The sequence below is a fragment of the Rhodanobacter koreensis genome (assembly GCF_054782855.1).
In genome coordinates this window covers 926,548-947,238 of record NZ_BAAGRR010000002.1, presented here as the reverse complement: position 1 = coordinate 947,238, position 20,691 = coordinate 926,548, and the positions used below count along the sequence as shown (strand labels likewise).

The 20,691-nt window shown below is 63.1% G+C and carries 16 protein-coding genes; 8 read left to right on the top strand and 8 right to left on the bottom strand.

Annotated elements, in window-relative coordinates; all coding sequences use genetic code 11:
• The 7 genes from ACYVKM_RS10095 (at position 1) to gyrA (ending at position 7,771) form a co-directional block, all read left to right on the top strand.
• Positions 1–1,056, top strand: a complete 1,056-nt coding sequence (locus ACYVKM_RS10095) for a 2-oxoacid:ferredoxin oxidoreductase subunit beta (protein WP_460877459.1) — start codon at positions 1–3, stop codon at positions 1,054–1,056.
• A 99-nt stretch (positions 1,057–1,155) separates the two neighbouring features.
• Positions 1,156–2,250, top strand: a complete 1,095-nt coding sequence (locus ACYVKM_RS10090) for a poly(R)-hydroxyalkanoic acid synthase subunit PhaE (protein WP_460877458.1) — start codon at positions 1,156–1,158, stop codon at positions 2,248–2,250.
• A 12-nt stretch (positions 2,251–2,262) separates the two neighbouring features.
• Positions 2,263–3,330, top strand: a complete 1,068-nt coding sequence (gene phaC, locus ACYVKM_RS10085; protein WP_460877457.1) for a class III poly(R)-hydroxyalkanoic acid synthase subunit PhaC — start codon at positions 2,263–2,265, stop codon at positions 3,328–3,330.
• A gap of 24 nt (positions 3,331–3,354) precedes the next feature.
• The gene (locus ACYVKM_RS10080; protein WP_460877456.1) at positions 3,355–3,540 is read left to right on the top strand and encodes a PspC domain-containing protein; all 186 of its coding nucleotides are present in this window, start codon (positions 3,355–3,357) and stop codon (positions 3,538–3,540) included.
• 60 nt (positions 3,541–3,600) lie between these two features.
• Entirely contained in the window at positions 3,601–4,611 is a 1,011-nt protein-coding gene (gene mtnA, locus ACYVKM_RS10075; protein WP_460877455.1) for an S-methyl-5-thioribose-1-phosphate isomerase, read from the top strand.
• Positions 4,611–5,021, top strand: coding sequence for a GtrA family protein (locus ACYVKM_RS10070; protein WP_460877454.1), 411 nt, complete (start codon positions 4,611–4,613; stop codon positions 5,019–5,021). The genes mtnA and ACYVKM_RS10070 overlap by 1 nt, the downstream gene beginning before the upstream one ends.
• Before the next feature lie 137 nt (positions 5,022–5,158).
• Positions 5,159–7,771, top strand: coding sequence for a DNA gyrase subunit A (gyrA, locus tag ACYVKM_RS10065; RefSeq protein ID WP_460877453.1), 2,613 nt, complete (start codon positions 5,159–5,161; stop codon positions 7,769–7,771).
• Between the two features lie 124 nt (positions 7,772–7,895).
• On the opposite strand, the gene ACYVKM_RS10060 is transcribed toward gyrA, so the two are convergent.
• On the bottom strand, positions 7,896–10,682 hold the full coding sequence (locus ACYVKM_RS10060) for a glycoside hydrolase family 31 protein (RefSeq protein WP_460877452.1): 2,787 nt from the start codon (positions 10,680–10,682) through the stop codon (positions 7,896–7,898).
• A gap of 212 nt (positions 10,683–10,894) precedes the next feature.
• On the bottom strand, positions 10,895–11,380 hold the full coding sequence (locus tag ACYVKM_RS10055; RefSeq protein WP_460877451.1) for a redoxin family protein: 486 nt from the start codon (positions 11,378–11,380) through the stop codon (positions 10,895–10,897).
• Between the two features lie 169 nt (positions 11,381–11,549).
• On the opposite strand from ACYVKM_RS10055, the gene ACYVKM_RS10050 reads away from it, so the two are divergent.
• Positions 11,550–12,452, top strand: a complete 903-nt coding sequence (locus ACYVKM_RS10050) for a DnaJ C-terminal domain-containing protein (protein ID WP_460877450.1) — start codon at positions 11,550–11,552, stop codon at positions 12,450–12,452.
• A 79-nt stretch (positions 12,453–12,531) separates the two neighbouring features.
• Here ACYVKM_RS10050 and ACYVKM_RS10045 read toward each other — a convergent pair whose 3' ends face one another.
• The 6 genes from ACYVKM_RS10045 to ACYVKM_RS10020 form a co-directional block, all read right to left on the bottom strand.
• Positions 12,532–12,897: a response regulator gene (locus ACYVKM_RS10045; RefSeq protein WP_077441820.1), complete on the bottom strand. Its 366-nt coding sequence runs from the start codon at positions 12,895–12,897 to the stop codon at positions 12,532–12,534.
• A gap of 69 nt (positions 12,898–12,966) precedes the next feature.
• Positions 12,967–13,965, bottom strand: coding sequence for a YhdH/YhfP family quinone oxidoreductase (locus ACYVKM_RS10040; RefSeq protein ID WP_460877449.1), 999 nt, complete (start codon positions 13,963–13,965; stop codon positions 12,967–12,969).
• Positions 13,966–13,980: 15 nt separating this feature from the next.
• The gene (locus tag ACYVKM_RS10035) at positions 13,981–14,577 is read right to left on the bottom strand and encodes an LOG family protein (RefSeq protein WP_460877448.1); all 597 of its coding nucleotides are present in this window, start codon (positions 14,575–14,577) and stop codon (positions 13,981–13,983) included.
• A gap of 234 nt (positions 14,578–14,811) precedes the next feature.
• The gene (gene lpdA / locus ACYVKM_RS10030) at positions 14,812–16,236 is read right to left on the bottom strand and encodes a dihydrolipoyl dehydrogenase (protein WP_460877447.1); all 1,425 of its coding nucleotides are present in this window, start codon (positions 16,234–16,236) and stop codon (positions 14,812–14,814) included.
• Between the two features lie 144 nt (positions 16,237–16,380).
• On the bottom strand, positions 16,381–17,577 hold the full coding sequence (odhB, locus tag ACYVKM_RS10025) for a 2-oxoglutarate dehydrogenase complex dihydrolipoyllysine-residue succinyltransferase (protein ID WP_460877446.1): 1,197 nt from the start codon (positions 17,575–17,577) through the stop codon (positions 16,381–16,383).
• 17 nt (positions 17,578–17,594) lie between these two features.
• Positions 17,595–20,435, bottom strand: a complete 2,841-nt coding sequence (locus tag ACYVKM_RS10020) for a 2-oxoglutarate dehydrogenase E1 component (RefSeq protein WP_460877445.1) — start codon at positions 20,433–20,435, stop codon at positions 17,595–17,597.
• Positions 20,436–20,691: the final 256 nt, after the last annotated feature.

Genomic DNA, 20,691 nt, shown 5'->3' with positions numbered 1-20,691 from the left:
ATGACCTACCTCGCCAAACCCGCGCTTCATCACCCGTCGCTGCAGCGCAACCGCGTCGGTTACACGCGCCGCGAATACGAGGGTGCGGTATCCACCCTGTGTGCCGGCTGCGGGCACGACTCGATCTCGGCGGCGATCATCCAGGCGTGCTGGGAGATGGACATCGAACCGCATCGCGTGGCCAAGTTGTCCGGCATCGGTTGCAGCTCGAAGACACCAACCTATTTCCTGGGCCAGTCGCACGGCTTCAATACCGTGCACGGACGCATGCCCTCGGTGCTGACCGGTGCGAACCTGGCCAACCGCGAACTGCTGTATCTGGGCGTTTCCGGTGACGGCGATTCCGCCTCGATCGGCATCGGCCAGTTCGTGCACGCGATCCGTCGCGGTGTGAACATGGTCTACATCGTCGAGAACAACGGCGTATACGGTCTGACCAAGGGGCAATTCTCGGCGACCGCGGACCAGGGATCCCGCTCCAAGCGCGGCGCGGTCAACAGCGACAGCCCGATCGACCTGGTCGGGCTCGCGCTGCAGCTGGGCGCCAGTTTCGTGGCGCGCGGATTTTCCGGTGACAAGGCACAGCTGGTGCCGTTGCTGAAGGCGGCGATGGCGCATCGCGGCGCCGCGTTCATCGACGTGATCAGCCCCTGCGTGGCGTTCAACAACCACGCCGGCAGCACCAAGAGCTACGAATACGTGCGCGAGCACAATCATGCCCTGAACCGGCTGGACTTCATCCCGGCCTGCGCGGCGATCACCACCGACTATGCACCGGGCGATACGGTCGATGTGCCGCAGCACGACGGCAGTATCCTGCGCCTGCGCAAGCTGCCGCAGAGCCACGATTCCAGCGATCGCCTCGCGGCGATGAATTACCTGCACGAGTGTCAGGCGCGCGGTGAAGTGGTCACCGGCCTGTTCTACGTCGAAGCCGATGCACCGGATCTGCATGCCCACCTGGATACCGCACCGGTGGCGTTCAACCGGCTCGGCGAAGCCGAGCTGTGTCCAGGCCCGGCGACATTGGCCAGGATCAACGCCAGCCTGCGCTGAACGGCCAGCTTCTTGCGGATGCATGGCTGCACGGATCGACACACCACCGTCCGACATGCGCTGCTAGGATGTTGGGGACCGACGGATGAGGAACCGGGCATGGCCGAGCAGGCAAGCGATTTTCTGAAGAACTATCAGGCGCTGGCGCAGCAATCCTGGGAAGCCTGGACGCGCCAGTTGCAACAGCAGCAGCCTGGTGCGAATCCGTTTTTTACACCACCGGCGGCTCCTGCTTCCGGCAATGACACGCTGGAGCGTACGCTGGCCGGTTTGAAGGGATATTTCGATTTGATGCAGGGAGCCGCAGCGTCCAGTGGAACCGGGGCTCCTGGTGACTGGCGCCAGCAGCTGCAGCAGATGTTCGGTGGCGCCAGCCAGCCGTTTGCGCAGGCGTTTGGCGGTATCGACGGTAGCGGGGCCGAGGGTTTTGCCCGGCAATGGCAGTCCTGGTTGCAGGCGGCACGGCACGGAGGCTTCGGCGATCTGGCGGGTGCGCAGGGGCCGATGCCTGCGTTTGGGCTGAATCGCGAGCAGCAGATGCAGCAGCAGGCCCTGGCCGCTACCGTGTTCGAGTCGCTGCAGGCTTCCGCGCGCTATCAGGCGTTGATCCAGCGCGCCAATGCGCAGGGGATGGAAAAGCTGCAGGACAGGCTCGCGCAACATGACCAGCCCGGTCGCCAGATCGATTCGCTCAAGGCACTGTATGACTTGTGGGTGGATGCTGCCGAGGAGGCTTATGCCGAGATCGCGCTGTCCGACGAGTTTCGCGAAGCCTACGGCGAGATGGTCAATACGCAGATGCGCGTACGCCAGCTGCAGCAGAGGCAGACCGAGCAGATGTGCCAGCAACTGGGTGTGCCCACCCGCAGTGAAGTATCGAGCCTGGGCGCACGCCTGCAGCAACTGCGTCGAGAGCTGCGTGCCAATCAGTCGAAGCCGGCTGATGCACAGGCCGATCAGATCGCGGAACTGCGCCGTGAGCTGAATACGCTCAAGCGCCAGCTGGCGGCCGGTGGCAACCGACCGGCCGCTGCGCCTGCAGCGAAGTCGACGGCCAAGCCTAAGGTTTCAGCGGCAAGGAGGAAGGCTGCATCCGCGTCACCACCGCGCAAAGTGGCTGCAAAGAAGGCTGCGGCAACGGGCAAGGTCCGTGCCCCGGCGACCGGCCGCGCCAATCCACGCAAGCGCAAGTAAGGAGACGCCGCCATGTACACGCCATTGCATATCGATCCAACCAAGGCTATTGGCGACATCGCCACGTTCCAGCGCAAGCTCGCGGCCGGCATGGGCCACCTGCGCGACATGCGCGAGCCTGAGTACGCGAATACGCCACGCAAGCTGGTCTACAGCGAGGACAAGCTGAAGGTATGGCATTTCGAGGGGCGCGGCAGGCCGACCGCGAAGACGCCATTGCTGATCGTCTATGCGCTGGTCAATACGGTGTGGATGACCGACCTGCAGGCCGACCGCTCGATGGTGCGCAACTTGCTGGAGCAGGGCGAGGACGTCTACCTGATCGACTGGGGCTATCCCGACGGCGCCGATCGCTGGCTGACACTGGACGACTACATCAACGGCTATCTTGATCGTTGCGTCGATGCAGTGCGCCAGCGGCATGAGCTGGATGCGATCAATCTGCTCGGCATCTGCCAGGGTGGCGCGTTCTCGCTGTGCTATACCGCATTGCACGCGGACAAGGTGAAGAACCTGATCACCATGGTCACGCCGGTGGATTTCCACACGCCGGACAACATGCTTTCGCACTGGTGCCGCAATCTGGACGTGGACCAGTTCGTCGACACGATGGGGAATATCCCGGCCGGCCTGATGAACTACGTCTACCTCACCCTGAAACCGGTGCGGTTGAACCAGCAGAAATACATCGGCATGGTCGACATTCTCGACAACCCGACCGAGCTGGAGAACTTCCTGCGCATGGAGCGCTGGATCTTCGATTCGCCGGATCAGGCCGGTGAGGCGTTCCGCCAGTTCATCAAGGATTTCTACCAGGGCAACAAGCTGGTCAAGGGCACGCTGGAGATCGGCGGCCAGCCGGTGGATCTGGGCATGGTGACGCAGCCGGTACTGAACATCTTCGCCGAGCAGGATCACCTGGTGCCACCGGATGCCTCGCGTGCGATGGGCAAGCATGTCGGCACCACCGATTACACCCAGCTGGCGTTCAAGGGCGGCCACATCGGCATCTACGTATCCGGCCGCGCGCAGCGTGAAGTTCCGCCAGCTATCCACCAGTGGTTGCGTGCGCGAGACTGACACTTTTCCACGGAGGTCGTTGGTATGGAGAAACGTTTATATCGTTCACGCACCGACAGGAAACTGGCCGGTGTCTGCGCGGGGATTGCCGAGTATTACGGCTGGGATCCGACCCTGGTGCGCGTCGGCTGGATCATCCTTACACTATTGGGTGGATCCGGCATCCTGCTGTATCTGATCCTGTGGCTGGTGATGCCCGAGGCGCCCTGATGCACAAGGGCCTCGGGCCATCCGCTGGCACCGTTCCTGTTCGAGTAAAAGATCATTCCGATGGATTACGACCGATACGACCGCATCCGTGCCGTGCAATGGCGCGGTGACCACCTGCGCCTGCTGGATCAGCGCCGACTGCCACATGAGGAAATCTGGATCGATTGCCGCGATGCCGCGCAGGTAACCCAGGCGATCAGGGATCTGGCGGTGCGCGGTGCCCCGGCGATCGGTATTGCCGCCGCGTGGGGCGTGGCGATGGCTGCGCAGCAGCATGCGGTGCTGGATGACGTGCTGGCGATGCTGCGCGCAGCGCGGCCGACTGCAGTGAACCTGATGTGGGCGCTGGACCGGATGAAGCGGCGCATTGCTGCCGGTGCCGATGCGGACGTTCTGGTACGCGAGGCGCAGGCGATCCAGGACGAGGACCTGGCCGCCAACCGGCACATGGGCGAACTGGGTGCTGCGCTGATCGCTGCCGGCTCGGGCGTGCTGACCCATTGCAATACCGGTTCGCTGGCTACCGCCGGTTACGGTACGGCGCTGGGCGTCATCCGCGCCGGCGTCGCGGCTGGGCGGATCAACCGGGTCTATGCCGGTGAAACCCGACCCTGGCAGCAGGGTGCACGACTGACCATGTGGGAGCTGGTACGCGACGGCATCCCGGCACAGCTGATAGCCGATTCTGCCGCGGCGCACTTGATGAAATCCGGCGCTGTGCAGTGGGTGATCGTGGGCGCCGACCGCATTGCCGCGAACGGCGACACCGCGAACAAGATCGGCACCTACCAGCTGGCGATCGCCGCGAAATATCACGGCGTGAAGTTCATGGTGGTGGCACCGTCATCCACCGTCGACATGGCCACCGGCACCGGCGAGGAAATCGAGATCGAGCTGCGCGACCCGGCCGAGTTGCTGAGCACGGCCGGGTCGCGCACTGTGGTCGAAGGCGCACAGGCATGGAATCCGGTGTTCGACGTGGCGCCAGCCGAACTGATCGATGCGATCGTCACCGAGCGCGGCGTGATCGAGCGGCCGAACAGCCTGGCAATGCAGGCGATGTTCGGGTGATGAAGCTGTCACGCGAGATCACGCTGTTCGCGGTCGGTGGCGTGCTGGGTCTGCTGGTCGATGCCTCGATCGTGCAGGCGCTGGTCGGCTGGGAAGGCTGGAATCCGTATTTCGCCCGCGTGCTGTCGTTTCTGGTGGCGGCAACGGTGACCTGGTGGTGGAACCGCCGCTACACCTTCGTTGCGCGCCGCAGTGACCGCTCTCCACACACCGAATGGCTGCATTGGCTGGGCCTGATGAGCTTCGGCGCGCTGATCAATTACGGGGTTTATGCACTGCTTTTGATGAGCTTTCCGGCGCTGCACCGGTGGCCGGCCGTGGCCGCAGCAGCGGGTTCGGCCGCAGCCGCGCTGGTCAATTTTTCGACAGCGCGCGGGATGCTTTTCAAGTCCTCCAGGACGTCATCTTAAGTCATTGATTAATAACGACTAAATCCTGTCGTTTTGATGGCGTTCGTGTTACACTTCACAGGTTGATTTCGGGCCGCTTGCGCATGCGCTGGAGGCGCGGTGCCAGCGCCCTTTTATGCACTCAGGAAAGCCGATTCATGGCAGAACTCGCCAAAGAAATCATTCGCGTCAACATCGAAGACGAAATGCGTCAGAGCTATCTCGATTACGCCATGAGCGTGATCGTGGGCCGCGCCCTCCCGGACGTCCGCGATGGTCTGAAACCCGTCCATCGCCGTGTGCTGTTCGCGATGAACGACCTGGGCAATGCCTGGAACAAGCCGTACAAGAAATCGGCCCGCGTGGTCGGTGACGTGATCGGTAAATACCATCCGCATGGCGATGCGTCGGTCTACGACGCGATCGTGCGCATGGCACAGCCGTTCTCGCTGCGCTACATGCTGGTCGACGGTCAGGGCAACTTCGGTTCGGTCGACGGCGACAATCCCGCTGCGATGCGTTACACCGAAGTGCGCATGTCGCGACTCACGCATGAGCTGCTGGCCGACATCGACAAGGAAACCGTCGACTTCGGCCCGAACTACGACGAAAGCGAACACGAGCCACTGGTGCTGCCGGCGCGCGTGCCGAACCTGCTGGTCAACGGTTCGGCCGGCATCGCCGTCGGCATGGCCACCAACATCCCGCCGCACAACCTCAACGAGGTGATCGCGGCGACGATCGCACTGATCGATGAACCATCGCTCGGCATCGACGACCTGATGCATTACATCCCGGGGCCGGATTTTCCGACTTACGGCATCATCAACGGCTCGTCCGGCATCATCGAGGCGTACCGCACCGGCCGCGGCCGCATCCTGGTCCGCGCCAGGGCGGAGATCGAGACCGAATCGAACGGCCGCGAGACGATCATCGTCCACGAGCTGCCTTACCAGGTGAACAAGGCGCGGTTGATCGAGAAGATCGCCGAGCTGGTCAAGGAAAAGAAGCTCGAGGGCATCAGCGAGCTGCGCGACGAGTCCGACAAGGACGGCATGCGCGTCGTCATCGAGATCCGCAAGGATGCGATGGGCGACGTGGTGTTGAACAACCTGTTCCAGCAGACCCAGTTGCAGGTGACGTTCGGCATCAACATGGTGGCGCTGCTCGATGGCCAGCCGAAACTGCTCAACCTCAAGGACATCCTCGAGGCGTTCATCCGCCATCGCCGCGAGGTGGTTACCCGCCGCACCATCTTCGAGCTGCGCAAGGCACGTGCCCGCGCGCACATCCTCGAAGGCCTGACCGTCGCGCTGGCCAACATCGACGAGATGATCGAGCTGATCAAGACCTCTGCCTCACCGGCCGAAGCGCGCGAGCGCATGCTGGCGCGCAAGTGGCAGCCGGGCATGGTCGGCGCGCTGCTGTCGGCCACCGGCGCCGGCGCGTCGCGTCCGGAAGACATGGACCCGCGTGATGGCCTGAAGGCCGATGGCTACCAGCTCTCCGACGTGCAGGCGCAGGAAATCCTGGCGATGCGTCTGCATCGCCTGACTGGCCTGGAGCAGGAAAAGCTGTCGGACGAGTACCGGCAGATCCTGGAAACCATCCGTGGCCTGATCGAGATCCTGGAAAATCCGGAGCGCCTGCTCGAAGTGATCCGCGGCGAACTGGAAGCGGTCAAGGCCGAGTTCGGTGACGCGCGCCGCACCGAGATCCAGCATTCGCAGGAAGATCTCAACGTCCTCGACCTGATCGCACCGGAAGACGTGGTCGTCACGCTGTCGCATACCGGCTACATCAAACGCCAGCCGGCCAGCACCTACCGTGCGCAGAAGCGCGGTGGCAAGGGCCGATCGGCGTCGGCGCTGAAGGACGAGGATTTCGTCGAGCAGCTGTGGGTGGTCAACACGCACGATACCCTGCTCACCTTCACCAGCACCGGCCGCGTGTACTGGCTCAAGGTCTATCAAATGCCGGATGCGGGCCCGAATGCCCGTGGCAAGCCGATCATCAACCTGCTGCCGCTGGGTCCGGAAGAGAAGGTGCAGGCGGTGTTGCCGGTGCGCGAATACGGTGACGACCGTTTCGTGTTCTTCGCCACCAGACACGGCACGGTGAAGAAGACGCCGTTGTCCGAGTTCGCGTTCCAGCTGCAGAAGGGCAAGATCGCGATCAAGCTGGACGAGGGCGACGCGCTGGTCAATGTCGAGCTCACCGACGGCAACAGCGACATCCTGCTGTTTGCCTCGAACGGCAAGGTCAACCGTTTCGACGAGAATACCGTGCGCTCGATGGGCCGCACCGCCACCGGTGTGCGCGGCATGCGGCTGGCCGAGGGCGCGCAGGTCGTTTCGCTGATCGTGGCGGCCGAAGGTGACATCCTCACTGCCACCGAACGCGGTTACGGCAAGCGTACCCAGCTCGTCGAGTTCACCAAGAAGGGACGCGGCACCCAGGGCGTCATCGGCATCCAGTGCTCGGAACGCAACGGTGCGCTGGTCGGTGCCGTGCAGGTCACCGAGGCGCACGAGTTGATGCTGATCTCCAACCAGGGCACGTTGGTGCGTACCCGCGTGGCGGAAGTCTCGCAGCTCGGGCGCAACACCCAGGGCGTCACCCTGATCCGCCTGCCGGCCGACGAGACCCTGGTCAGCGTGATGCGGCTGGATGCGGACGAGGACAACGGTGAGGCTGCCGAAGTCATCGACATCAACATGCCTTCAGGTGATAGCCCGGATGCGGTCGATTTGTCGCCGACCGAGGAATGAGCCTGAGGTTGTCCCATACGAGAAAACCCCGGTCATGCCGGGGTTTTTCTTTGCCGGGGTTGGCCGCATTGCCGGATGGCTGTGTCGGTCAGCTGCGGCTAGATGAGGTACGGCCAACGTCTGCTTACAGCCATTTCACGCTAATCCTGTTCTGGATAGCCTGTTTGGGCAGCATGACAGTCGCCGTCGCTTCCTTCGCATTCCAGGTCCACTGACTGACATTGCTACCGTTGACCGATATCGACAGCGGCTTGTTCGCCGCGTGGATGCGCAGTTCGTATGAGCGCGCCTGTACCTGGCCGGCAAACGAGCCCTTGGTCGGTTCGATGACGAGCTGATGGGAGCCATCGCTGCTCGTGGCATAGGTCATCGGCGTAAGCGCGTACTGGCCCTGGCTGTAGGCGAGCGAAATGCCATCATCTTCGTACAGCTCGAAGCTGCCCTTGCCTGATCCATAGACGTTGAGGATCACATGGTCCAGCGGTTGGGCATTCGAGTAGTCGCTTACGCTCTGCTCGGGAATGATCGACCCTTCGCGAACGAACACCGGCATTTCATCCACGGCATAGTGTGCGGTAAATGTGGTGCCGCCTTCGTAGTGCTTGCCGGTAAAGAAATCGATCCACTGGCCGGGCGGAAGGTAGACGGTCCGATTGCCACTATCGTCGAGTACCGGAGCGACCAGCATTTCCTCGCCGAAGAAGTACTCGTGGGAGTGCCGGTAGGCTTCCTCCAGATCCGGGTACTGCAGGTAGAGCGGTCGCAGGATCGGCATGGATTGCGTGTGCGCCAACCACGTATACGTATATGTGTAGGGGATGAGCTGGGTGCGCAGGGTGAAGTATTTCTTCATCAATGCAATGCCCTGGTCACCGTAGACCCAGGGCATTCGCACATTGCCCTCGCGCGGGTTGGCGTGGGCGCTATGCATGCGCAGGATCGGGCTGAAGGTGCCGAACTCGATCCAGCGCGCATACAGGTCGAAATCGATTCTGGCGCCGTGGAATCCGCCGATGTCATGGCTGATGTACGGCACCAGCACATTGCCGCCGCGGGCAGTGAAGGCGACTTCATAGGCGAGCACCGGCCACTGCGAATACGTGTCGCCGGTAAAGAAGGCTGGATACCGTTCGCTGCCCCAATCGCCATAGCGGCTGAGGATGAAGCCGCGCTGGCCGGTTTCCTGCTGCGTGTAGTCGTAGAAAACCTTGTTGGTCCACAGCTGCCTGTTCAGGCCGGGCATGTCGACGGCACCGCCACCGCCATCAACCCACCAGACATCCACGCCTTGCTGCATCAGCGGCTTGTGCAGCTCGCGCATGAAGATGTCGGCCTGCTCCTGGTTGGACAGATCGAAATAGATGCGTTTCGGTGGTTCGACGTTCCTTATGGCGACCGGGCCGCGGAGGATGCCGCCACCGTTCTGACCGGGCACCACACGCAGTGCGATTTCATTTTGCTGTCCGGCTTTGACGTATGAAGCAATGTCGGCATAGGTCAGCCGCCGCGGCCATTGGATCTGGCTGTGCGGTACTTCTTTTCCGTTGACGAATATCCGGTAGGTCTGGCCGACCTCGCCCAGGTACACATACAAGGCATCGGGAAGCACCGCCGGCAATCGCACCGATGTTCGGTACCACGCAATGCCCCTGTAGGACCGGTAGCCCTGATCCTGCCAGGGCATGCCGGTATGGATCGGCTTCCAGTGTGCATCGTCGTGATCCTTCGCGAACCAGTGATTGCGCAACCCCTGATCGTGCGGGTCGGTGGAAAACTTCCAGTGTTTCGAGATATCCATGTCGAGCGAAGGTTTTGCAGGCAGCGGCCGCCCAAGCGCGTGCAGCACTTCCGGTGCGTGGCTGTCGCTGAACGACAGGATGCTTTCATCGGTGTTGGCATACCCCGGGTGATCGTTGAGGCTCACCTTGACACCCTGGCTGTGCAGCCAGTTCAGGAGCTGATCGGGGTGCGGTATGAGCGGACTCCAGTCATAGCCGCCCTGCCAGCCGTAGTTGTGCCAGGCGAAATCCAGCACGAGTGTGTCAAAAGGAATGTGGTTTTCGCGGAGCCGTGATACCTCGTCCTCCAGGTGCTGCTGGTTGTACCGTTTGAACGCAGGTTGCCTGGACTCTGCCGTATCCGGGAAATATTCGAAATTGAAATCCGTGATCCAGGGGCCGAGGGTGTATCTCGGAATCATCGGGATGGGGCCGCATAGCTGCGCGTACTCGTTGAACACCTTTCGGTAATCGCGGTTGTACGTGAAGAGATACCAGTCCTGGCCGTTCGTTTGCGGGCGCGGTTCTATCCACGTCTTCCGCGCATTCCACACCGGGGTCTGGCTGTCGTCGATGAACGCATAGCCATTGCGGCTCAACAATCCGGGCTTGGCCTTGGCGAGCAGCACGTCGATCCCCGGAATGATGTCGTTGACCGGACTCTCGAGATCCATCTGTCCTTCGGGCAGGTTGGGTTTGCTGATGTTGTCCAGGGAATAGGTCAGTCCGCCCAGGTTCAACGAGTCCATGTCACCTGGGCGCCATTCGTGTACGCTGCCGGCCGGATTGCTCCAGGTCACCTTGAGGTTGGCTGCGGTAAACGCACCGGAGTGCAGCCGATAGCGCAATGTCATCGCGTCGGTAGTGGCGATCAGCCAGCCATCCTTCTCCGTCGACTTGACGTGAACCGCTGGCCAATCCCTTTTCTGCACGACCGCGGTGGGCGCATCGACAAACGTCCCGGAAGACGAGTACTCCATCCGCACCAGCGTGGGGGTCAGGAATTCGAATCGGGCATCCCCCGCGGCGATGGTGGGCTTGCTTTGCGTATGGGCACAGGACATCAGGAACGCCGGAACAAGTCCGACAAGCAGCCATTTCATGGCGACGCCGAGGATCCGATGAAAGCTCATTGCATGCCTCCTTCCCGTGGACCGGGTGGGTGTCATTTCGCCTTGTCCGTGGATACTGGTTGGCCAGCGGTGTCAGGTCGCGTGGCGGCATCGCTGCTCGACATTCCCTGCGGCTGCGCGAATGGCTGCAGCGGGCCGAAACGGGACATTCGATCAAACATCTCTTGCCGTCGGTGGATATCGCCACTGATGCCACTGGTCAGCACGGTTACTCAGTGGCTGATGGCCTCCAGCATCGCTTCGGCGCTGGAAACACGGAACTCGCCCGGCGCCTCGACATGCAACTGACGCACCACACCATCCTCGGCATACAGCGCAAAGCGGCGGGCGCGCAGACCCATGCCGTAGGCCGTGCCATCCAGTTCCAGACCGAGTGCCCGGGTGAAGCTGGCATTGCCATCGGCCAGCATCAGCAGGCCGGGCGGTACGTGTTGCGATTCGGCCCAGGCGCGCATCACATGGCTGTCGTTGACAGCCATGCACATCAGGCTGATGCCGCGCTCGCTGAAGTCACCGACGTGCCGCACATAGCCGGGCAGGTGCTTGTTCGAGCAAGTCGGAGTGAAGGCACCGGGTACGGCGAACATCACCACCTTGCGACCGGCGAACAGTTCCCTCGTCGTGTGTTGTTGCGCAGCGGTGCCGTCGACGACGGTGATGCCGATGTCAGGAAGGATCTGGCCGATCTGGATGGTCATGGGATGGAGCCTGCCGGGAAGTGTCGGAGCGGCTGATGCTACGCCCGTGTCATGCCGGCTGTCGCCTTGAATCGCGTGAGTTCCGCACTTATCTCAAGGCGCAATGCTTGTGGGTGAAATGGCTGTGGCGGATCATGCCCCGCATGATGGCCACGGCCGGGGAGTGACGGTGGAATTCAAAGATTATTACGAGATTCTTGGCGTGAAGCCGGAGGCAAGCGAGGCCGAGATCAAGGCGGCCTATCGCAAGCTGGCACGCAAATACCATCCGGACAAGAACAAGGAGGCCGGCGCCGAGGAGAAATTCAAGGCGATCAACGAGGCCAACGAAGTACTCAGGGATGCCGAGAAGCGGCGTTCCTACGACCAGTTGCGTGCCGGCGGCTACCGGCAGGGCGAGCAGTTCCGGCCGCCGCCAGGCTGGCAGGGGCAGAGCCAGGGTTTCGGCGATGGCGGCGATGGTGACTTCAGCGATTTCTTCGAGAGCCTGTTTGGTCGCGGTGCGGCTGGCGGTGGCCAGCGTGGGCAGCCGCGCCCACGTCGTGGCCAGGATGTGCAGGCATCGGTCCGGATCGACCTGCAGACGGCATTCGACGGCGGCCGCACACGGTTGGCCATGCATGACCCGGCCGGTGGCGAGCGCGTACTGGAAGTGAAGATTCCGGCCGGCATCAACCCTGGCCAGGTGATCCGCCTTTCCGGGCAGGGCCAAAGTGGCATGGCCGGTGGGCCCAATGGAGACTTGTTGCTGGAAGTAGGCATTCACGACGATGCACGCTTCCGTCTGGACGGCCGCAACGTGGTGCATGTACTGCCGATCACGCCCTGGGAGGCCGCTCTTGGTGCCACGGTGCCGGTGCCGACCCTGGCCGGCACGGTGGATCTGCGCATTCCGGCGGGCTCACAGTCCGGACGCAAGCTGCGCCTGAAGGGGCGCGGCATGCCGGGTGCGCATCCGGGTGACCAGCTGGTGGAATTGTCGATCCGCATACCGCTGGCGGATAACGATGCCCAGCGCGCGGCCTATACCGCACTGCATGAACAGTTCAAGGATTACGACCCACGCCGCTGAGTTCGTGCCTGTGGTGGATCAATGAAAAACGGCGCCGAAAGGCGCCGTTTGCATGAGGCTGGCGAGTTGCCGGATCGGATCAGTGCGGCAGAAACTCGTTCAGAGCCTTGACCAGTTCTTCTTCCTTGATCGGCTTGGTCACATAGGCCTTGGCACCCTGGCGCATGCCCCAGACCTTGTCGGTTTCCTGGTCCTTGGTGGTCACCAGGATGATCGGGATATGCGCGGTGTCGGCATTCTTGCTGATCGTGCGGGTGGCCTGAAACCCGTTGAGGTTGGGCATCACCACGTCCATCAGGATCAGGTCGGGCTTTTCGGCCTTGGCCACTTCGACGCCGGCAGCACCGTCTTCGGCAGAAAGCGTCTCATGCCCGAGTTTTTCGACGATCCGCTTGATGCCCAGCAACTGGGACGGAGAATCGTCGACGATCAGGATACGTGCCATAAGGTGATAGTCCCCAGCGAGTTTCGTTGATTCTAAGCCGTGGCGAAGCGACTTCCAAGCGTGCTCTCGTCAAACCGTGTTGCCGACGCGTACCAGGGTGCGGCCGAACGAGTCGCCGGCGAGCATGTGCGCAAACACGCCGGGCAGTTCGTCGAGGGTGATTTCACGCGTGGCGATGCGTTCCAGTTGCCGCGGCTTCCAGTCGCTGGACAGATGCTGCCAGACCGCGTCGCGGATGTCGCGTGCAGTGCCGGCCGAAGCGATGCCGAGCAGGGAGGCGCCACGGATGATGAACGGCATCACCGTGCTGTCGAAGGCGATGCCGCCGGCATTGCCGCAGATCGCCACGTTGCCATAGGGCGCTACCAGCGGCAGCAGGCCAGCCAGCATGGCGCCGCCGACATTGTCCAGCGCACCGCCGAAACGGACCGAATCCATCGGCTTGCCGCTGAACGCGAGAGCGTGACGATCGATGCAGTCCGCTGCGCCCAGACTGCGCAGGAAGTCGAAGTGATCGACCTTGCCGCTGATCGCGTGCACCGCGTAGCCGGCACGGCTGAAGATGTCGATCGCCAGCTGGCCGACGCCACCGCTGGCCCCGGTCACCGCGATCGGGCCAAGCGCCGGCGACTGCCGGTTGTCCTGCATGCGCAGCAGCGCCAGCGCGGCAGTGAAGCCGGCGGTGCCTATGATCATGCTTTCGCGCAGGCTCAGGCCGTGCGGCAACCGGATCGTCCAGCGCGCATCCAGCCGTGCGTACTCGCTGTAGCCGCCGTCGCGGGTCTCCGAAAGTCCGCTGCCGGTGCACAACACCGCATCGCCTTCCCTGAACGCCGGATCGGTGGACGCGACCACGTGGCCAGCCACGTCGATGCCGCCGTTGAGCGGGAACTGGCGCAGGATCTTGCCTTTGCCGGTGCCGGCCAGCGCGTCCTTGTAGTTCACCGAGGAATACGCGGTCCTGATCAGCACCTCGCCAGGCGAGAGGGCATCGGCATCGATGGTTTCGATGCCGGCGCGATGGCCAGTGTCATCGTTGTGGATGCGGAAGGCGCGGAAGCTGGTCATGGCGTATCTCCGGTTTCAGGCCTTGATGCTGGACGGACTGATTACACGAGACGCGCTGCCGCCGTCGTAGTTTCCCATCCAGTCGAACAGCGCGGCCATCGAGTCCCCGAACCAGACACTGTCGCGCTGGCCGGATCGCACGAAGCCCTCGTTCACCATGTGATCCATCATCGCGCGCAGCTGGCTGTAATAGCCGCGCACATCGAGAAACGCGCAGGGGTAGCGATGCAGGCCGAGTTGCGCCCAGGTCAGCATCTCGAACATCTCGTCCATCGTGCCGAAGCCACCGGGCAGGGCGACGAACGCATCGGACAGTTCATACATGCGCGTCTTGCGCTGATGCATGGTCTCGACCACCTGCAGCTCGCTCAGGCCCGGATGGGCCACTTCCAGCTCCACCAACTGGCGCGGGATCACCCCGATCACCTTGCCACCGGCAGCCAGCACGGCGTCGGCCACGGTGCCCATCAGGCCGACCTTGCCACCGCCATAGACCAGGGCGATGCCGCGATGGGCCATTTCGGCGCCGAAGGCGCGGGCTTGTTCGGTGTAGCCGGGATGATTGCCGGGGCTGGAGCCGCAGTAGACGCAGAGGGAAGTTGGCTGAGGCATAGGGATGTCGTGGTGCGTTGAAGAAAGTGTTCGTCATTCCAGCGAAAGCTGGAATCCAGTGCCTTCGGCCTTAGACGCTAAAGTCGCTGGATTCCAGCTTTCGCTGGAATGACGCCAGATGTTGTGGCTGGGTATGCCACAAAAACAGACGGCCCACTCATGTCGCCACGAGTGGGCCGTGGATCCCGGATCGACGCACATCCATGTGCTGTCCGGGATGATCGCATCCTGCGATCAGTTGCCCTTGTGGATCGCGCGCTTGTCGACCGACAGCGCTGCTTCGTGCACGGCTTCCGACAGCGTCGGGTGCGCGTGGACGATGCGCGCCAGGTCTTCGGACGAGCCCTTGAATTCCATCGCGACGACGCACTCGGCGATCAGCTCGGAGACGCCCGGGCCGACCATGTGCACGCCGAGGATGCGATCGGTCTCGGCATGGGCAAGCATCTTCACCTGGCCCACGGCTTCGTTCATCGCAACGGCGCGGCCGATCGCGGCGAACGGGAAGCTGCCGACCTTGTACGGGATGCCGGCGTCCTTCAGTTCCTTCTCGGTCTTGCCCGCCCAGGCGATTTCCGGCTCGGTGTAGATCACCCATGGAATCGTGTCGTAGTTGACGTGACCGGCCTTGCCGGCGATCCACTCGGCCACCGCCACGCCTTCCTCGGAACCCTTGTGCGCCAGCATCGGGCCACGCACGGCGTCACCGATGGCCCACACGCCATCGACGCCGGTGTGGTTGTGCTCGTCGACCACGATGCGGCCGCGCTCGTCCAGCTTCACGCCGGTGTCGTCGGCCAGCAGGCCGGCGGTGTAGGCGCGGCGGCCTACGGCGACCAGCAGCTTGTCGACGACGAGTTCGTGCGCACCGTCCTTGTCCTCGTAGGTGAGGGCAACCTCTTTCTTCTTGATCTCGGCCTTGGTCAGCTTGGCGCCGAGCTTGATCGTCAGCCCCTGCTTGGCGAACTCGCGGGCGGCGACCTTGGCGACGTCGGCGTCGGCGACGGAGAGGAAGTCCGGCAGCGCCTCGAGAATGGTGACGTCGGCGCCGAGACGCTTCCACACACTACCCAGTTCCAGGCCGATCACGCCGGCGCCGATCACGCCCAGGCGCTTCGGCACTTCGGCGAGGTCGAGTGCGCCGGCGTTGTCGAGGATCATCTTGTTGTCGAACTTCGCGAACGGCAGCTCGATTGGCACCGAGCCGGAGGCGAGGATCACGTTGGTCGCGCCGATCGTCTGCTTGGCACCGTCGGCACCGGTAATCTCGACCTGATTGCCCTTGAGCAGCTTGCCGGTACCGAAGTACGGCGTGATCTTGTTCGCCTTGAACAGCTGCGCCACGCCGCCGGTGAACTGCTTGACGATCTTGTCCTTGCGACCGATGAAGGTAGGCACGTCGATGCGCGCGTTGTCGGCGCTGATGCCATGCACGTCGAAGTTGTGCGTGAGGTTGTGGAACTGGCGCGAGGAATCGAGCAGCGCCTTGGACGGGATGCAGCCCACGTTGAGGCAGGTGCCGCCGAGTGCCTGCTTGCCGTCCTTGCCGGCGAACGCGTCGACGCAGGCCGTCTTCAGGCCGAGCTGTGCAGCGCGGATCGCGGCCACATAGCCGGCGGGGCCGGCGCCGATGACGATGACGTCGAATTTGTCGCTCATGAGTATTCCTTTGCTAGCGAGTCAGTGCTCGCAGATGGAGCGGATATGGGCTCTGGTGGCTGAAAAAGCAATTCGAAAATCGTTGCTTTAATCATCTTCCAGCACCAGAGCCACGTTACCTATTTTTGATCGCCGAGACGGCGATCAAAGACCAAGAAGCATGCGCTGCGGATTCTCCAGCTGGTTCTTGATGTCGACCAGGAACAGCACCGCGTCCTTGCCGTCGATGATGCGATGGTCATACGACAGCGCGATGTACATCATCGGCGCAGCGATGATCTGGCCGTTCTCGACGATGGCGCGGTCCTTGATCGTGTGCATACCGAGGATCGCGCTCTGCGGCGGGTTGACGATCGGGGTGGACAGCAGCGAGCCGAAGGTGCCGCCATTGGTGATGGTGAACGTGCCGCCCTGCAGGTCATCCAGCGACAGCTTGTTCGCGCGCGCCTTGACGGCGTAGTCGGCAATGCCTTTCTCGACGTCGGCGAAGCTCATGTCCTGCACGTCGCGCAGCACCGGGGTGACCAGACCCTTGTCGGTGGACACGGCGATCGAGATGTCCTGGTAGCCGTGGTAGATCACATCGTTGCCGTCGACCGAGGCGTTGACGAACGGATACCGCTTCAGCGCTTCGGCCGCGGCCTTGACGAAGAAGCTCATGAAGCCGAGCTTGACGCCGTGTTCCTTCAGGAACGCTTCGCCCAGCGACTTGCGCATCTTCGTCACCTCGGCAAGGTTCACTTCATTGAACGAGGTAAGCATGGCGATCGAGTTCTTCGACTGCATCAGGCGTTCGGCAATGCGCAGGCGCATGCGGGTCATCGGCACGCGCTCTTCCGGACGCGAGCCCGGCGTCGGCTTCGCTACTGGCGCAGTGACGGAAGCAGCGGCCGGACGCGAGCCGGCGTTGATCACGTCTTCCTTGATGATGCGGCCATCGCGACCGGTGCCGGCAATGACGGAGGTGTCGACCTTGTTTTCGGTGGCGACGCGCTGTGCGGCGGGCGAGAGCTCGGCAGCAGCCTTCGGTGCGGCAGCGGCAGCCTGGGCCGGAGCGGGGGGCGGCGTGGCCGCGGCGGCAGGAACCGGAGCAGCGGCAACCGCGCCTTCCTCGATGATCGCGATGACCTGCTGGCTGTTCACCGTATCGCCGGCCTGCTGGCGGATTTCCTTCAGCACGCCGTCGACCGGCGAGGGCACTTCCAGCACCACCTTGTCGGTTTCGAGATCGACCAGGTTCTCGTCGCGCTTGACCGCATCACCAGCTTTCTTGTGCCAGGTGGCGATGGTCGCGTCGGAGACGGACTCGGGCAGAACGGGGACTTTGACTTCGATGGACATACGTGATCCTTGGGTCTTTATTCTGCGGAGTGGTCGGTGCCGACCGGCGCAACCAGCGCCTGTTCGACGAGTGCCGCCTGTTCGGCAACATGGGTATTGAGGTGGCCGGCGGCCGGTGCCGGCGAGCGTGCACGGCCTGCATAGGACAGGCTGTGCTTGCTGCCGATGCAGGCCTGCAGGTGGTGGCGGATCTGGAACCAGGCACCCTGGTTCATCGGCTCTTCCTGACACCAGATCACTTCCTTGGCGGAAGGATATTTGTCCAGTTCGGCCGTGACTTCGGTACGCGGGAACGGATACAGCTGTTCGACGCGCACGATCGCCACATCTTTCTGGTCGCGCTTCTCGGCGTCTTCCAGCAGGTCGTAGTAGACCTTGCCCGAGCAAAGCACGACACGCTTGACCTTCTTCGCCGGCAATTCGCGGTGCTCGCCGATCACCAGCTGGAAGCTGCCGTTGGCCAGCTCGTCCAGCGTCGACACGGCCAGCTTGTGGCGCAGCAGCGACTTCGGTGTCATCACGATCAGCGGCTTGCGCACCGGGCGCAGCATCTGCCGGCGGATCATGTGGAAATCCTGCGCCGGCGTGGTCGGCACGCAGACCTGCATGTTGTCGAACGCGCACAGCTGCAGGAAGCGCTCCAGGCGTGCGGAGGAGTGCTCCGGACCCTGGCCCTCATAGCCATGCGGCAGGAACAATGCCAGGCCGCACAGGCGGTTCCACTTCGCTTCGCCGGAGCTGATGAACTGGTCGATCACCACCTGCGCGCCGTTCGCGAAATCGCCGAACTGGCCCTCCCAGATGTTGAGCGTGTCCGGATCAGTGGTGGAATGGCCGTACTCGAACGCCATCACCGCCTCTTCGCTGAGCAGCGAATCAATCACTTCCACATCGGCGCCGGCACGCACGGTGGCCAGTGGCATGTAGGTGTGACCATCCTTCTGATCATGCAACACGGCATGGCGATGGAAAAATGTGCCTCGACCGGAGTCCTGGCCGACCAGACGCAGGTCGTGACCGGCATCGATCAGGGTGGCGTAGGCCAGGTTTTCGGCGAAGCCCCAGTCGGCCGGCAGTTCGCCGGCCGCCATCTTGCGACGGTCGTCGTAGATCTTCGCCACGCGCGCCTGCAGCGTGATGTCGGCGGGCAAGGTGAGGATCGTGCCGGAGAGTTCCTGCAGCTTCTGCTTCGGCACGCTGGTGTCGGTCGGTGTCGACAGCTTGCCGCCGATGTAACGCGCCCAATCGACGTGGCCGTCGCGCACAGGCGAAGGGTCGAGCTCGGTCATCGGCGCGCCGGCTTCGAGTCGGTCGCGGTAGGCGTCGAACTGCTTCTGCGCGTCGCCCTCGGCGAGCACGCCTTCCTTCACCAGCTGTTGCTGGTACAGGTCGCGCGTGGTCGGACGCTTGCGGATGATCTGGTACATCACCGGCTGCGTGGCGGCCGGCTCGTCGGCCTCGTTGTGACCGTGGCGGCGATAGCAGACCAGGTCGATCACTACATCCTTGCGGAACTGCTTGCGGAAGTCATAGGCGAGGCGAGTGACGGCAATCACCGCTTCCGGGTCGTCCCCATTCACGTGCCACACCGGCGCATTGACCATCTTGGCCAGGTCGGTGCAGTACATGGTGGAGCGCGCGTCCTGCGGATTGGAGGTGGTGAAGCCAACCTGGTTGTTGATGACGATGTGCAGGCTGCCGCCGATCTTGAAACCGCGGGCCTGCGACATGTTCAGCAGTTCCATGTTCACGCCCTGGCCGGCAAAGGCCGCGTCGCCGTGAATGACCACGGCCATCGACTGCGTGTGCAAGGTGTCGCGGCGGCGGATCTGGCGCGCGTGCACCGAACCGGTCACCACCGGGTTGACGATTTCCAGATGCGACGGGTTGAACGCCAGCGCGACGTGCGTGCCACCCTTGGGTGTCTTGACGTCGGCGGAGAAGCCCATGTGGTACTTCACGTCACCCGAATGCGCGGGATCGTCCGGGTGCTCGAAGAGACCCTCGAACTCGTCGAACAGGGTCTTCGGCGGCTTGCCGAGGATGTTGACCAGCACGTTGAGGCGGCCGCGGTGGGCCATGCCGATCACCAGCTCCTTGATGCCGTTGTCGCCGGCGGCGCGCACCACGTCGTCGATCATCGGGATCAGGCTGTCGCCACCTTCCAGCGAGAAACGCTTCTGGCCCACATACTTCGTGTGGAGGTAGCGCTCCAGGCCTTCGGCGGCGGTCAGGCCGTCCAGCACGCGCTGCTTGCCGGCCTTGTCCAGCGGGCTCTGGCCGGCGGCCTGCTCGAGGCGGCTGTAGATCCAGTGGCGCTGCTCGTGGTTGCTGATATGCATGAACTCGGTGCCGATCGTGCTGGCGTAGGTCTTCTGCAGGCGTCCGAGCAGTTCACGCAGTTTCAGGCGCTGGCCGCCACCGGCGTAGTTGCCGGTATCGAACTCGGTATCCAGATCGGCATCGGAGAGACCATGGAAGGCCAGTCCGAGATCCGGCGCCGGCATCTTCTCGGTCAGGCCGAGCGGATCGAGATCGGCGGCCAGATGGCCACGCGAACGGTAGGCGGTGAGCAGGCGCAGCACGCCGGCCTGTTTGCGCGCATGCTCGTCGCTCACGGGAGCGGCGGCCGTACCGTTGTAGCGCTGCTTTTGCGCAGCCTCGATACGTGCAATGGCGGCGGTATGGGAGACGTCTCCCGACTCGCGGCCCTTGAAGGTCTCGAAGTACTTGCTCCACTCGGCGGGTACCGACGAGGTGTCGGCCAACCAGGCGTCGTAGAGCGATTCGACGTAGTCGGCGTTGCCGCCAGCGAGTTGGGAAGATTCGAAGAACTCGCGGATCAGGTTTGTACTCACGTCACCACCGGCAGGGAAGGGATGCTTGCAGCCATCCGTGTGACCAAGGAAATCGCGGTCTTGCGTCGGTTTTCAAGCCCGACAGGCCGCTCAGACGGATGACTGGGGAGAATCCCGACAATTATAGCCTTTGGCTGCTGCGACGCGGCAACCCACAAGGTGTTCGAAACCGGCAGCCGGCACGCATTCGAGACGATGGTCTAACGTATTTTCGCCACGGGCAGCGGTTTCATGCGCTTTGTCGGTGCCGTCGACG

Coding starts and splice junctions, on each gene's coding strand:
- ACYVKM_RS10095 (WP_460877459.1), top strand. CDS start 1: ATGACCTACCTCGCCAAACCCGCGCTTCATCACCCGTCGCTGCAGCGC.
- ACYVKM_RS10090 (WP_460877458.1), top strand. CDS start 1,156: ATGGCCGAGCAGGCAAGCGATTTTCTGAAGAACTATCAGGCGCTGGCG.
- phaC (WP_460877457.1), top strand. CDS start 2,263: ATGTACACGCCATTGCATATCGATCCAACCAAGGCTATTGGCGACATC.
- ACYVKM_RS10080 (WP_460877456.1), top strand. CDS start 3,355: ATGGAGAAACGTTTATATCGTTCACGCACCGACAGGAAACTGGCCGGT.
- mtnA (WP_460877455.1), top strand. CDS start 3,601: ATGGATTACGACCGATACGACCGCATCCGTGCCGTGCAATGGCGCGGT.
- ACYVKM_RS10070 (WP_460877454.1), top strand. CDS start 4,611: ATGAAGCTGTCACGCGAGATCACGCTGTTCGCGGTCGGTGGCGTGCTG.
- gyrA (WP_460877453.1), top strand. CDS start 5,159: ATGGCAGAACTCGCCAAAGAAATCATTCGCGTCAACATCGAAGACGAA.
- ACYVKM_RS10060 (WP_460877452.1), bottom strand. CDS start 10,682: ATGAGCTTTCATCGGATCCTCGGCGTCGCCATGAAATGGCTGCTTGTC.
- ACYVKM_RS10055 (WP_460877451.1), bottom strand. CDS start 11,380: ATGACCATCCAGATCGGCCAGATCCTTCCTGACATCGGCATCACCGTC.
- ACYVKM_RS10045 (WP_077441820.1), bottom strand. CDS start 12,897: ATGGCACGTATCCTGATCGTCGACGATTCTCCGTCCCAGTTGCTGGGC.
- ACYVKM_RS10040 (WP_460877449.1), bottom strand. CDS start 13,965: ATGACCAGCTTCCGCGCCTTCCGCATCCACAACGATGACACTGGCCAT.
- ACYVKM_RS10035 (WP_460877448.1), bottom strand. CDS start 14,577: ATGCCTCAGCCAACTTCCCTCTGCGTCTACTGCGGCTCCAGCCCCGGC.
- lpdA (WP_460877447.1), bottom strand. CDS start 16,236: ATGAGCGACAAATTCGACGTCATCGTCATCGGCGCCGGCCCCGCCGGC.
- odhB (WP_460877446.1), bottom strand. CDS start 17,577: ATGTCCATCGAAGTCAAAGTCCCCGTTCTGCCCGAGTCCGTCTCCGAC.